This is a genomic window from Streptomyces sp. NPDC002044, from assembly GCF_040296725.1.
Lineage (GTDB): Bacteria > Actinomycetota > Actinomycetes > Streptomycetales > Streptomycetaceae > Streptomyces > Streptomyces antarcticus.
On record NZ_JBEOXU010000081.1, the window covers coordinates 1 to 13426 of the forward strand.

Below are 13426 nucleotides of genomic sequence, written 5' to 3' on the forward strand. Positions count from 1 at the left end.
CTGTGGCCGATGATGCTGTCGCTCCGGCACGGGGGCTCCGCGCCCGCCGGTCGTTCGGATCCGCCGGCAGGCGCCGCGCAGCGGTCCCCGGGATTGTCAGAGGCATAGGGCAGCATCGGGGGCGTGAGAGCCGCGCCGACCATCCTGCACCTGGACATGGACGCCTTCTACGCCTCCGTCGAGCAGGCGTCGAAGCCGAGCCTGCGGGGCAAGGCCGTGATCGTCGGAGGGCTCGGTCCGCGCGGGGTCGTCGCCACCGCCTCGTACGAGGCCCGGCGCTTCGGCGTGCATTCGGCCATGCCGATGGCGCAGGCCCGCCGGCTGTGCCCCAACGGCGCCTGCCTGGTGCCGCGCTTCAGCCTCTACCGCGAGGTCAGCGACATCGTGATGGCCCTGCTGCGGGAGCTGTCCCCCCTGGTGGAACCGCTCAGCCTGGACGAGGCTTTCGTGGACCTGGAGGCGGGCGGGGTCGCCTTCGACGCGCGCGGAGCGCGGGAGGCGGGGGAGCGGCTGCGGGCGGACATCAGGGCGGCCACGAGCCTCAGCGGGTCGGTGGGGCTGGCCGGGTCGAAGATGCTGGCCAAGGTGGCGTCCGAGGAGGCCAAGCCGGCCGGACTGCTGCTGATCGAGCCGGGGACCGAGCGGGAACTGCTCGCGCCGATGTCCGTACGGACCCTGCCCGGCGTGGGGCCGGCCACCGGGGAGCACCTGCGCCGGGCCGGGATCACCACCGTGGGGGCGCTGGCGGAGGCCGGTGAGGACGAACTGGTGCGGATGATCGGGCGGTCGCACGGCGTCGGGCTGTACCGGATGGCGCTGGGCGTGGACGACCGGCCCGTGGTCGCCGAACGCGACGCGAAGTCGGTGTCGGTCGAGGACACCTTCGACGTGGATCTGCACGACCGGGTGCGCATCCGCACCGAGGTGCAGCGGCTCGCGGACCGGTGCGTGGGGCGGCTGCGGGGGTCCGGGCACTCGGGGCGCACCATCGTGCTGAAAGTGCGGCGGTTCGACTTCTCGACGCTCACCCGCTCCGAGACGCTGCGGGGGCCCACCGACGACCCCGGGGTGGTGCGGGAGGCCGCGGCGCGGCTGCTGGAGGGCGTGGACACCATGGGCGGGGTGCGGCTGCTCGGGGTGGGGGTGACCGGGCTGGCGGACTACACGCAGGAGGACCTGTTCGCGCAGGCCGCGGCGACGCTCGCCGCCCGGGGGGCCGGCGGGCCCGGGGACGCGCCTGACGGCGCTGAAGGGGCCGAGGGGGAGGCGGAGCCGGCGGAGTCCGGCGGCGCGGCGCGGGCGGCGCCGGCCGACGGGAGCCCGGGGCGGGCCGCGGAGCACGGGGCGGCGCCGGAAACCGAGGCGGAGGCGGAGGCCGCCGCCGGGCGCCGCTGGACGCCCGGGAACGACGTACGGCACGCGGTGCACGGGCCCGGGTGGGTCCAGGGCAGCGGGGTGGGGAGGGTGACCGTACGGTTCGAGCGGCCCGGATCGGCCCCCGGCCGGGTGCGCACCTTCCGGGTGGACGATCCCGAGCTGGAGGCGGCCGATCCGCTGTCGCTGGTGGGGGAGGTGGAGGGGGAGGAGGAGCCGGGTACGGCCTGACGGGCGCCCGGGCCGGCGGAGGGTGCGGGCGGGTCAGCCGTCGTCGCCCGCCAGCCGGCCGAAGTCGCGGGACTGCTCCGGGGGCGGGGGCGCCTGGTGGAACTCGGAGGGAAGGGTCACGTCCAGCCCGTAGTGGTGGTAGAGCTGCAGCTCCTGTTCGGGGGAAAGGTGGCGGCCGACGCCGAAGTCGGGGGCGTCCTTGATCAGGGAGCGGTCGAAGGGAACGCGCAGGGCGTCTCCCACCAGCTCGCTCGGCTCCAGCGGGACGAAGGCGTCCCGGCTGAACAGGCCCGTCCGTACGGCGGCCCATTCCGGGACGCCGGTGGCGTCGTCGAGGTAGACCTCGTCGATGGTGCCGATCTTGCTGCCGTTGCGGTCGAACGCCTTGCGGCCGATCAGGCTGCGCGGATCGATGTCGGTCTGCACGGTCCCTCCATTTGGTCGCAACTCCTCCGTAATGACTACAGAAGTGCATATTGGGAGTCGAGGCCACTCGGGGAGGCCCCCGAAGGGCGCTGGTAGGCTGGGTGGCGGCTGTCGACCCTGTGCGGGAGAGTCCTCCGAATGAGCTCGACGGAGGCGCCGAAGGAGCAAATCCTCCCCGGAATCTCTCAGGCATACGTACCGCACGGACGAGGCCACTCTGGAAAGCAGGAGCGGGTACCGGGCGCAGTGCCGGTCCCTCTCCTCACCGACGGTGAAAGCCGGAGCTCGAGGGCGATCCCCGCGACTCCGGTGAAACTCTCAGGTTGAGATGACAGAGGGGGAGGCCGTCCGGGTGCCCGCGCCGTGGTGCCCCTCGCAGGTCATACGACCAGGAGGCCTCCGTACATGACCGCCAACCGCATTCCGCTCTCCCAGCTTGAGCGAGGCATCCCCTTCGAGCAGCGCCACATCGGCCCGGATGCCGGGGCGCAGGCGAAGATGCTCGCCCAGGTGGGCTACGGCTCCCTGGACGAACTGACCGCCGCCGCGGTACCGGATGTGATCAAGAGCACCGAGGCGCTGAATCTGCCCGAGGCGCTGACCGAGGCCGAGGTGCTGGCCGAGCTGCGGTCGCTCGCCGACCGCAACGAGGTCCTCTCCTCCATGATCGGTCTCGGCTACTACGGGACGTTCACGCCGCCGGTGATCCTGCGCAACGTCATGGAGAACCCGGCCTGGTACACGGCCTACACCCCGTACCAGCCGGAGATCTCGCAGGGCCGCCTGGAGGCGCTGCTGAACTTCCAGACCGTCGTCGCCGACCTGACCGGGCTGCCGACCTCGGGCGCCTCGCTGCTCGACGAGGGCACCGCGGCCGCCGAGGCCATGTCGCTGGCCCGCCGGGTGGGCAAGGTCAAGAACGGTGTCTTCCTGATCGACGCCGACGCCCTGCCGCAGACCATCGCGGTGATCCAGACCCGCGCCGAGCCCACGGGCGTGGAGATCGTCGTCGCCGACCTCTCCGACGGCATCCCGGCCGAGATCGCCGAGCGCGGCGTCTTCGGCGTACTGCTCCAGTACCCGGGTGCCTCCGGCGCCGTGCGGGACATCAAGCCGCTCATCGACCAGGCGCACGGGCTCGGCGCCGTCGTCACCGTCTCGGCCGACCTCCTCGCCCTGACCCTGCTGACCTCGCCGGGCGAGCTGGGCGCGGACATCGCGGTCGGCACGACCCAGCGCTTCGGCGTCCCGATGGGCTTCGGCGGACCGCACGCCGGCTACATGGCCGTCCAGGCCAAGCACGCCCGCTCGCTCCCGGGCCGCCTCGTCGGCGTCTCCGTGGACGCGGACGGAAACAAGGCGTACCGCCTGGCCCTGCAGACCCGCGAGCAGCACATCCGCCGCGAGAAGGCCACCAGCAACATCTGTACCGCTCAGGTGCTGCTCGCCGTCATGGCCGCCATGTACGCCGTCTACCACGGCCCGGACGGCCTGCGGACGATCGCCCGCCGGACGCACCGCTACGCCGCCCTGCTCGCCACGGGCCTGCGGGCCGGCGGGGTGGAGCTGGTGCACGGCTCGTACTTCGACACCGTCACCGCCCGGGTTCCCGGCCGGGCCGACGCGGTCGTCGCCGCCGCCCGCGAGGGCGGGGTCAACCTGTACCGGGTCGACGCCGACCGCGTCTCCGTCTCCTGCGACGAGACCACCCTGCGCGCCGACGTCGAGGCCGTCTGGGCCGCCTTCGGCGTCAGCGCCGACCTCGAGGCGCTCGACACGACCACGGCCGACGCGCTGCCCGAGGCCCTGCTGCGCTCGGACGAGGTCCTCACCCACCCGGTGTTCCACCAGCACCGCTCCGAGACCGCGATGCTGCGCTACCTGCGCAAGCTGTCGGACAAGGACTACGCGCTGGACCGCGGCATGATCCCGCTGGGCTCCTGCACCATGAAGCTCAACGCGACCACCGAGATGGAGGCGGTCACCTGGCCCGAGTTCGGCCAGGTCCACCCGTTCGCCCCGGTGGAGCAGGCAGAGGGCTACCTCACGCTCATCACGGAGCTGGAGGAACGTCTCTGCGAGGTGACCGGCTACGACAAGGTCTCCATTCAGCCCAACGCGGGCTCGCAGGGTGAGCTGGCCGGGCTGCTGGCCGTACGCGCCTACCACCGCGCCAACGGCGACGAGCAGCGCACCATCTGCCTCATCCCGTCCTCCGCGCACGGCACGAACGCCGCGAGCGCCGTGATGGCCGGCATGAAGGTCGTCGTCGTCAAGACGGCCGACGACGGCGAGGTGGACGCGGCCGACCTGCGCGGGAAGATCGAGCAGTACCGCGACGAGCTGGCCGTGCTGATGATCACGTACCCCTCCACGCACGGAGTGTTCGAGGAGCACGTCGCCGACATCTGCGCCCAGGTGCACGACGCCGGCGGCCAGGTCTACGTGGACGGCGCCAACCTCAACGCCCTGGTGGGCCTGGCCAAGCCGGGGCACTTCGGCGGCGACGTGTCGCACCTGAACCTGCACAAGACCTTCTGCATCCCGCACGGCGGCGGCGGTCCGGGCGTCGGCCCGGTCGGCGTCCGGGCGCACCTGGCCCCGTACCTGCCGAACCACCCGCTGCAGCCGACCGCCGGCCCCGAGACGGGCGTCGGCCCGATCTCCGCCGCGCCGTGGGGCTCGGCGGGCATCCTGCCCATCTCGTGGTCGTACGTGCGCCTCATGGGCGGCGAGGGCCTCAAGCGCGCCACCCAGGTGGCGGTGCTCGGCGCCAACTACATCGCCAAGCGCCTGGAGCCGCACTATCCGGTGCTCTACACCGGTCCCGGCAACCTGGTCGCGCACGAGTGCATCATCGACCTGCGCCCGCTCACGAAGGCCACCGGCGTCAGCGTCGACGACATCGCCAAGCGCCTGATCGACTACGGCTTCCACGCGCCGACCATGTCGTTCCCGGTCGCCGGCACGCTGATGATCGAGCCGACGGAGTCCGAGGACCTCGCCGAGATCGACCGCTTCTGCGACGCGATGATCGCCATTCGCGGCGAGATCGAGCGGGTCGCGGGCGGCGAGTGGCCGCTGGAGGACAACCCGCTGGCCAACTCCCCGCACACGGCGGCGGCGCTGGGCGGCGAGTGGAACCACCCGTACACCCGTGACGAGGCGGTCTTCCCGGCCGGCGTCACGCCCGCGGAGAAGTACTGGCCGCCGGTGCGCCGCATCGACGGCGCGTTCGGCGACCGCAACCTGGTCTGCTCCTGCCCGCCGCTGGACGAGTACGACAACTGACGGACGGACACCTGACGGACGGACACCGGCAAGGGGCCGGCCCGGGATCTCCTCCCGGGCCGGCCCCTTCGTCGTCGCCGCGGCGGGTCAGGCCGCCTTCATCACCTGCGCCGCCGCCAGCGGGCGGTGCGGGTCGATGATCCGTCCGTCCGGCAGCAGCTCACCGGTGTCCTCGAAGAGCAGGACGCCGTTGCACAGCAGGCTCCAGCCCTGTTCCGGGTGGTTGGCCACGGGGTGCGCGGCCTCCCGGTCGGCGGAGTCGGCTGACGGGCAGGCAGGCTGGTGCTGGCACATGGATGCGTTCTTTCGCTGCGGTGTGGTCTGCGTGCTACGGCTCGATGCGTGGTTCATGGCCGTCCCCCTGGGTCATCCCCGCACCCGCGGGGAGCTTGTCATCAGTCTTCCCCCACGACAGCCGCTTCGCAGGTATTTCCCGGCAGCTGTCCTCACAGAATGATGACGCATCACCCGTGCGGGCGGTTCAGTCCAACTCCCCTGTCATTTCGGGTGGTTCGGGAGTGGCCCGAGCGGGCTAGGCCGAATGGGCCACGCGGGTCAGGCCGCGGGAGCGGCCAGGGTGGGCGGGAGCGGCGCCGGGGTCAGCCGGCGGGTCAGCGCGGGCAGCAGCTCGGACACCGGGTGCGGACGGAACGCCGCGATGCCGGGCGGGGCCGGGGCCAGCGGTACGAGCAGATCCTCGCCGGCGGGCAGGCCCGCGGAGGCGTCGGCGCCCACCGCGCCGTGCAGCCACAGGGTCAGCATGTACAGCTCCGGTACGGACAGCAGCCGCGGCTGGTAGCCCGTGGCGAGCGACTCCGCCTGGCGCAGGGCGCGTTCGGTGGCGGCCACGTACGGACCCTCGAAGAAGTGGGAGAAGATCCAGCCGTCGGGGGTGAGCCGGGTGTCGGCCGCCGCGACGTAGCGGTCGCCGCTGCGGATCAGGAACCGCCAGCCGGTGAGCCGGGTACGGGGCGGCCTGCCGCCGGACGCCAGGTGGGACGTGTGCAGCCGGTCCATGACGTGGACCGGCAGCGGGAGTTCGGCGGTCATCGGCCCCTGGACCGCGCGCAGGGCCGGTGTGTGTGCCTCGTGGACGGCGGTGGGGGAACCGAGTGCCGCGAGGACGCTGCGCAGGGCGGGCGCGGGAGCCGGAGGGACATGCAGCGGCATGGTGGGTCGCCTCTCACTTGGGAGACCGGTGGAACGGGGGCAGGTGCGGACGGCGCTGTCGCATTCTGGGGCCAGAGGGGGGCTGAGGGGCAATGGCCGCGCGCCAACTCTCTGCCTCGTTTGCGGAGTTTATACGACATGTGTTCACGCAGTGTTTCGGCTAGCTGTACCGGCTATTGCGGGCAAGTCGCTTACCGGACCCGCTGACATGGCATTCATGCCGGACGCGCGCGAACATGTCGCCCTGACCTCGGAGGTTACCGGAAGAGGGCTCGGCTGAAAAGCGCCGGTAATCCGGAACCGGCAAAGTCTATGCGGAATTTGCATACGATGACTTGCCAGGTGAATGTGCCGAAGCGCCCGTCGGCCAAACCGGCGCGCGCTCCTCGCCACTCGCGCCCCCGCCGCGTTATGGATCACGCTGCCGGGGCATCATCGACCGTAACGCGGGCCGGGTGTGCCGGGCCAGGCCCACTCGAGGAGGGACGCTTCGATGGGGGAGAAGGTCGTGGCAGGCGGATTCGACCTGTCCGATCGGCAGCGGTATCGAAGGAAGCTTCACGAGTGCCTGGAGGGGCTGGAGCGGCTTCTGGCGGAGAAGAGGTTCGATCGCCCGAAGAACATGATGGGGCTGGAGATCGAACTGAATCTCGCGGGTGCCGACGGTTTGCCGAGAATGGTGAATGCGCAGGTGCTGGAGCGGATTGCGAGCCCGGATTTCCAGACGGAACTCGGAATGTTCAACCTGGAGGTGAACGTCCTTCCCCACCGTCTCGGCGGCCGGGTATTCGACCAGCTCGCGGAAGAACTCAGTGCGGGGCTGGGTTATGCCCACCGGCAGGCCGCGGAGATCGACGCGGGCGTGGTGATGATCGGAATCCTGCCGACGATCACCCGCGCCGACCTGGTCACCGCCAACCTTTCGGCGGTGGACCGCTACTCGCTGCTGAACGAGCAGATCCTCATGATGCGCGGTGAGGACTTCACCCTCGACATCGACGGCGTCGAGCGGCTGACCTGGACCTCCGGGTCGATCGTGGCGGAAGCCGCCTGCACGTCGGTACAGCTGCACCTCCAGGTGACCCCGGGCCGGTTCGCGGACGTGTGGAACGCCGCCCAGGCGGTGGCCGCCGTACAGATAGCCGTCGGCGCGAACTCCCCGTTCCTGTTCGGGCGGGAGCTGTGGCGCGAATCGCGGCCGCCGCTCTTCCAGCAGGCGACCGACACCCGGCCGCCCGAGCTGCAGGCGCAGGGAGTGAGGCCGCGGACCTGGTTCGGGGAGCGGTGGGTGGACTCCGCGTACGAACTCTTCGCCGAGAACGTCCGCTACTTCCCCTCCCTGCTGCCGATCTGCGACGAGGAGGAGCCGCTGCGGGTACTGGCCGAGGGCGGCGTGCCGCGGCTCCAGGAACTGGTCCTGCACAACGGGACCGTCTACCGCTGGAACCGGCCCGTGTACGGGGTCGCCGACGGCGTGCCGCACCTGCGGGTCGAGAACCGGGTGCTGCCGGCCGGGCCCACCGTCGCCGACGTCGTCGCGAACGCCGCGTTCTACTACGGGCTCGTACGCACCCTCGCCGACGAGCAGCGCCCGGTGTGGACCCGGCTGCCGTTCGCCGAGGCGGAGGCCAACTTCGACGCGGCCTGCCGGTACGGCATCGACGCGCGGCTGCGCTGGCCGCGCCGCGGCCGCGGCGGGGGCGGTGGCCTGGCGAGCGTGCCCGCCGTACGACTGGTCCTGGACGAGCTGCTGCCCATGGCCGCGGCCGGCCTGGACGCCTGGGGGATCGAGCCCGCCGACCGGGACCACTACCTCGGCATCATCGAGGAACGCTGCCGCAGGCGGGTGAACGGCGCGACCTGGCAGGTGGACACCTACCACCGGGCGCTCGCGGCCGGCCTGGAGCGCCACGAGGCGCTCGCCGCGACGACCCGGCGCTACAGCGAGCTGATGCACCGGGGCGAACCCGTGCACACCTGGCCCGTGGGGCTCGCGGAGGAGGAGGTGAGCGCCGCGCTGCCGGCCGGCCGCTGAGCTTGTGGTGAGCCGTTGCCGACCCGCCGGTGAGCCGAGCGTCACCCGCCGGTGAGCCGCGCGCGCCCGCGCGGTGCCCGGTGATCCCGGCACGATGATCCGCCCGGCCCGCCGAGGGGGCAGTATGGGGTGGTCGGAACGGGATGGCGGGACGGGAGTCGGGCGTGCGGGCGGAGCCGGAGCCGGTGGTGGTGGAGTTGCGCGAGGACGGGCGGCGGGGCGTGCTGCGCACCGAGACGCTGCTCGTCCTGGCGCTGTCGCTGGGCGCGAGCGGGGTGTCCGCGCTGATCAGCTTCATCGGCTCGCTCACCAAGCCCGGCGGGCTGAAGGACCAGGCCGCCACCCTGAACGGCTCCTACGCCCCCGGACGGCCCTGGCTGGACCTGGCCTGGCAGCTGTTCGGGATCGCGAGCGCGCTCGTTCCCGTCCTGCTCGTGGCGCACCTGCTGACCCGCGAAGGCGCGCCGGGGCTGCGCGTCCTCGGCTTCGACCGCACCAGGCCCTGGTGGGACCTGGGCCGGGGCGCCCTCGTCGCGGCCGGGATCGGCAGCGCGGGGCTGGCGTTCTACCTGGGGGCGCGGGCGACCGGCTTCAACCTCACGGTGGTGCCGGAGGCGCTGCCCGACGTGTGGTGGAAGTTCCCCGTGCTGATCCTCTCCGCGGTGCAGAACTCCCTGGTGGAGGAGATCATCGTGCTGGCCTACCTGCTGCGTCGGCTCGACCAGCTGGGCTGGTCGCCGGTGGGCGCGCTCGTGGCCAGTTCGGTGCTGCGCGGCTCCTACCACCTCTACCAGGGCATCGGCGGGTTCATCGGCAACATGGTGATGGGCGCCGTCTTCGTGCTCGCCTACCGCCGCTGGGGCCGGGTGGCGCCGCTGGTCGTCGCGCACGCGCTGCTCGACATCGTGGCCTTCGGCGGGTACGCCCTGCTGGCGGGCAAGGTGGGCTGGCTGCCGACGCCGTGACCGGGCGGGCCCGGCACGGCGTGCGCGGCGGCCGGTTCAGGGCGCGGTGAGGAGCTCCCCGTCGAGGACCGTCACCGCGTGACCGCTCAGCAGGGTGCGCTCGCCCGCCAGCGTGACCCGTACGAGCCCCTGGCGGGCCCCGCCCTGGAGGCCGGTCAGCTCGGTGCGGCCCAGGCGGCCCGCCCAGAAGGGGGCGAGCGCGGTGTGCGCGCTGCCGGTGACCGGGTCCTCGTCGATGCCGAAGGCCGGGAAGAAGCCGCGGGAGACGAAGTCGTACCCGAGGGAGGGATCCTCGGCGGCCGCGGTGACGATCACCCCGCGCTTGGCGTAGGCCCGCAGGGCTGCGTGGTCCGGCTCCAGCTCCCGGACGGTCTTCTCGTCGGCCAGCTCGATGAGGAGGTCGCCGATGTGGGCGGCGGTGTCGTGGACGGAGAGGATCGGGGCCCCGCCGAGCGCGTGACCCACGGAGGCCGGTGCCACGACGGGGGTCAGGGAGGACGTGGGGAAGTCCATGGTGACCGGGCCGTCCGCGGTGGTCTGCGCCGTCAGCACGCCGCAGCGGGCGGCGAACCGGATCAGCCCCGTGGCCAGCCCGCTCGACGCCAGGACGTGGGCGGTGGCGAGCGTGGCATGGCCGCACATGTCGACCTCGGCGGCGGGGGTGAACCAGCGCAGCGCCCAGTCGGCGTCCCCGCCGGGCGGCAGGGGGTGGGCGAAGGCGGTCTCGGAGAGGTTCATCTCGGAGGCGACCCGCTGGAGCCAGGTGTCCGGGGGGAACCCCGAGTCGAGGAGCAGGACGGCCGCGGGGTTTCCGTGGAAGGGGCGGTCGGTGAAGGCGTCGACGATTCGGATGCGCATGGTCCGACGGTAGGGCTCGGGCGCTGCGGCGGACAAAGGCCAATCCGGTGTGCCTGGCTGTCCCGTATCAGCCGATTCCGGCAACGGCGTCCGTCCGGCGGACGCCGCGGCGCCGCGCTGGGAGGCGCGACGGCTGTCCGACGGTCGGGCGGAACACGTGCACGGGGTGGTGCGCTCGCCGCGCGAGGTTTCCGGCGGGCGGTCTCCGGCGGGGGCCGGCCCGGCTGCCCGTCGGCCCGTCCGGCCGTCGCCTCAGTAGGTGACGAGGATCCGGCGGGCCGGCCCGTCCACCCGGATGCGTCCGCCGACAGGGATCACGAGCTGCGGGTCGGTGTGTCCGAGGTCGACGTCGAACACCGCCATGGCGACGCGGTCTCCGGGGCGGGGCTTGGCGGGGTGGCGGGGGTGATCGGTCGTCCGCTGATCGTAGAAGCCCGTCGAGCGCGGAGCCTCGGATTCTCTGTCGCGGTCCAGCCGGCGATTCCGCAGGCCGAAGCTGTTCGGTCAGATAGTTTCCGATATATCGTTGACGCATCGCGATCGGTCAGCGATAGTGGAGGCAACGAGACATCGGACCACCGATGACGACAGGACACAGTGACGAAAGGAGCGCAGTCATGCGTTCACACGGACAGCACGGACACGACCACGGACATGAGCACGGACGGGGCCACGGCCACTGCGGGCCCGATCGTCGGGAGGAGTTCCAGGGGCGCCGTGCCGCCTTCGGACCGTTCGGGCCGCCCTTCGCCGGCGGGCCCTTCGGGGGCCGGGGCGGCGGACGCGGCGGACCGCGGGGCAGGGCCCGGCGCGGTGACGTGCGCGCCTCGATCCTGGCGCTGCTCGCCGACCGGCCGATGCACGGCTACGAGATGATCCAGGAGATCGGCGAGCGCAGCGGCGGGGCCTGGAAGCCCAGCCCGGGGTCCGTCTACCCGACCCTGCAGCTGCTGGAGGACGAGGGGCTCATCACGGCGGAGAGCGAGGGCGGCAAGAAGCTGTTCACGCTCACCGACGCGGGCCGTACCGAAGCCGAGTCGGGACCCGACGCCCCCTGGGCGGATGCCGGGCGCGGCTTCGACTTCGAGGCGATGCAGGAGGTCCGGACGGCCGGTGTCGGCCTGATGGAGGCATTCGGGCAGGTCTTCAAGACCGGCTCGCCCGAGCAGCGCGAGAAGGCCGTCGCGGTCGTCAACGAGGCCCGCAAGAAGCTCTACCTGATCCTGGCCGACGAGCACTGACAGGCCGGCTCCCACGCGGAGCCCGCGCCGTACGGGCCGCACGCGCCCCGCGAGTCCTCTCGCGGGGCGCTCCGCCGTGACCGCGGGCGGGTCCGGAGGGGGTCAGGAGACCAGGCCGGCGAGCTTGCGCAGCGATTCGTTGAGCGCGGCGGTGGCCGAGTCCTTGAGCTTGCCGGCCATCAGGGACACGGCGGCCCCCGTGAACTCGCCGTCGATGCGGACCGTGGTGGCCCCGCCGTCCGGGATCAGGGTGTAGCGGGTCAGGACGGCCACGCCCATCGGCCCCTTGCCGGTGATCGCGAAGAGGCGCTCGTCCTCCAGCTCCGAGACCGTCCAGACGACCTCGGCCGGGAAGCCCATCATCTTCATGTTCTCGGCGAAGGTGGAGCCGAGCGCGAGGGTCTCCGGGCCGCCCTTCGGGAAATTGGTGTGGGTCATGCTCCACTGGCCGTACGCGTCCCAGTCCGTCAGCTGCGACCAGAGCTTCGCGGCGGGCGCCTCGATGCGTGATTCCGCGGTGACTTCGGCCATGCGACCACCCCTTCTCGTCGGGCTACGTGCGGCGGAAGGTAGCCCCGGGGGCCGGAACATTCAATACTGACGACCTGTCAGATGTCGCGGGCGCCGGCCGGGCGGGCCGCCGGTCCCGTCTCAACAGGCGTCACGTCCGTGACGGTACTGACGGGCCCTGCCATGATGGCCCGATGCAAGCGTCAGGGAGACACGCCGGACTGGGCCTCGCCCTCGTCTCGGCGTTCGCGTTCGGTGGTTCCGGAGTGGCGGCGAAGCCGCTGATCGAGGCGGGTCTGGACCCGCTCCACGTGGTCTGGCTCAGGGTGGCCGGGGCGGCGCTCGTGCTGTCGCCGCTCGCCTGGCGCCACCGCGATCTGCTGCGCCGCAAGCCCGCGCTGCTCGCGGGCTTCGGACTGATCGGCGTCGCGGGCGTACAGGCCTTCTACTTCGCCTCCCTGTCGCGCATCCCGGTGGGCGTGGCCCTGCTGCTGGAGTACCTGGGCCCGGCGCTGCTGCTGGGCTGGATCCGCTTCGTGCAGCGCAAGCCCGTCACGCGGGCGGCCGCGGTCGGCGCCGCCGTGGCCGTCGTGGGCCTCGCCTGCGTCGTCGAGATCTGGGCCGGGCTCAGCCTGGACCCGCTCGGGGTGCTGCTCGGCCTCGCCGCGGCCTGCTGCCAGGCCTTCTACTTCGTCTTCGCCGACCAGGGCACCGACGGGGACGACGTCCCCGACCCGCTGGGCGTGATCGCGTACGGGATGCTCATCGGCACTCTGGTGATGACGGTGATCTCCCGGCCCTGGCGGATGGACTGGGGGGTGCTGGCCGCGGACGCCTCCCTGAACGGGACCATGCTTCCGGCGGGACTGCTGCTGGGCTGGGTGGTGCTCGTCGCGACCGTGCTGGCCTACCTGACCGGCGTCGTGTCGGTGCGCAGGCTCTCCCCGCAGGTCGCGGGCGTCGTGGCCTGCCTGGAGGCGGTGATCGCGACCGTGCTGGCCTGGATCCTGCTCGGCGAGTACCTCTCGACCTGGCAGATCGCCGGCGGCGCGCTGGTGCTGGGCGGCGCCTTCATCGCGCAGTCCTCCCGGCCCACCCCGCCCGCGGCGGCCGACCCGGCCGTGCTGGACCGCGAGACGACCACGGCATAGGCTGCGGACCATGCCTATGACCGTGCTTCCGCCTCCCGCCGCCTAGGGCGGGTCTGAGACGTAGCGCCGGGCGCCCGAAGGGCGCCGCGAGCCGGGCGGGACTTCTCAGACCCGCCCCAGGCGCGGGCGGCACCTCCACGTACGACAGCCCCGGCCCGGGTGTTCCCGGGCGGG

General features: G+C 72.4%; 11 protein-coding genes, 1 pseudogene and 1 riboswitch. Of the genes and pseudogenes, 6 read left to right on the top strand and 6 right to left on the bottom strand.

The annotated features are described in order from the left end of the window. Positions 1-123: 123 nt before the first annotated feature. On the top strand, positions 124-1605 hold the full coding sequence (locus tag ABT106_RS20270) for a DNA polymerase IV (protein ID WP_351279163.1): 1482 nt from the start codon (positions 124-126) through the stop codon (positions 1603-1605). 33 nt (positions 1606-1638) lie between these two features. Here ABT106_RS20270 and ABT106_RS20275 read toward each other — a convergent pair whose 3' ends face one another. Beyond that, positions 1639-2031: a PRC-barrel domain-containing protein gene (locus tag ABT106_RS20275; RefSeq protein ID WP_351279165.1), complete on the bottom strand. Its 393-nt coding sequence runs from the start codon at positions 2029-2031 to the stop codon at positions 1639-1641. A 112-nt stretch (positions 2032-2143) separates the two neighbouring features. Beyond that, positions 2144-2242: riboswitch (glycine riboswitch) on the top strand. Between the two features lie 194 nt (positions 2243-2436). Here ABT106_RS20275 and gcvP point away from each other — a divergent pair. Further along, positions 2437-5322, top strand: a complete 2886-nt coding sequence (gcvP, locus tag ABT106_RS20280) for an aminomethyl-transferring glycine dehydrogenase (protein WP_351279168.1) — start codon at positions 2437-2439, stop codon at positions 5320-5322. 87 nt (positions 5323-5409) lie between these two features. On the opposite strand, the gene ABT106_RS20285 is transcribed toward gcvP, so the two are convergent. Beyond that, positions 5410-5616, bottom strand: a complete 207-nt coding sequence (locus tag ABT106_RS20285) for a DUF5999 family protein (protein WP_351279171.1) — start codon at positions 5614-5616, stop codon at positions 5410-5412. Positions 5617-5877: 261 nt separating this feature from the next. After that, the gene (locus ABT106_RS20290; RefSeq protein WP_351279173.1) at positions 5878-6492 is read right to left on the bottom strand and encodes a hypothetical protein; all 615 of its coding nucleotides are present in this window, start codon (positions 6490-6492) and stop codon (positions 5878-5880) included. A 493-nt stretch (positions 6493-6985) separates the two neighbouring features. Here ABT106_RS20290 and ABT106_RS20295 point away from each other — a divergent pair, with 493 nt between their 5' ends. Both ABT106_RS20295 and ABT106_RS20300 read left to right on the top strand, forming a co-directional pair. Further along, positions 6986-8527 (top strand): glutamate-cysteine ligase family protein, encoded by a 1542-nt coding sequence (locus ABT106_RS20295; RefSeq protein WP_351279176.1) that lies wholly within the window; start codon positions 6986-6988, stop codon positions 8525-8527. A gap of 143 nt (positions 8528-8670) precedes the next feature. Further along, the gene (locus tag ABT106_RS20300) at positions 8671-9492 is read left to right on the top strand and encodes a CPBP family intramembrane glutamic endopeptidase (RefSeq protein ID WP_502979436.1); all 822 of its coding nucleotides are present in this window, start codon (positions 8671-8673) and stop codon (positions 9490-9492) included. Positions 9493-9528: 36 nt separating this feature from the next. Here the strand turns inward: ABT106_RS20300 and ABT106_RS20305 are convergent, their stop codons facing one another. Beyond that, the gene (locus ABT106_RS20305) at positions 9529-10350 is read right to left on the bottom strand and encodes a PhzF family phenazine biosynthesis protein (protein ID WP_351279180.1); all 822 of its coding nucleotides are present in this window, start codon (positions 10348-10350) and stop codon (positions 9529-9531) included. Positions 10351-10602: 252 nt separating this feature from the next. Continuing rightward, positions 10603-10713: pseudogene (locus ABT106_RS20310) on the bottom strand (LD-carboxypeptidase); the annotation flags it as partial. Between the two features lie 254 nt (positions 10714-10967). Between ABT106_RS20310 and ABT106_RS20315 the strand changes: the two are divergent. Next, positions 10968-11591 (top strand): PadR family transcriptional regulator, encoded by a 624-nt coding sequence (locus ABT106_RS20315; RefSeq protein WP_351279182.1) that lies wholly within the window; start codon positions 10968-10970, stop codon positions 11589-11591. A 102-nt stretch (positions 11592-11693) separates the two neighbouring features. Here ABT106_RS20315 and ABT106_RS20320 read toward each other — a convergent pair whose 3' ends face one another. After that, positions 11694-12122: a type II toxin-antitoxin system Rv0910 family toxin gene (locus tag ABT106_RS20320; RefSeq protein WP_351279185.1), complete on the bottom strand. Its 429-nt coding sequence runs from the start codon at positions 12120-12122 to the stop codon at positions 11694-11696. Positions 12123-12295: 173 nt separating this feature from the next. Here ABT106_RS20320 and ABT106_RS20325 point away from each other — a divergent pair, with 173 nt between their 5' ends. Beyond that, on the top strand, positions 12296-13252 hold the full coding sequence (locus ABT106_RS20325) for an EamA family transporter (protein WP_351279187.1): 957 nt from the start codon (positions 12296-12298) through the stop codon (positions 13250-13252). Positions 13253-13426: the final 174 nt, after the last annotated feature.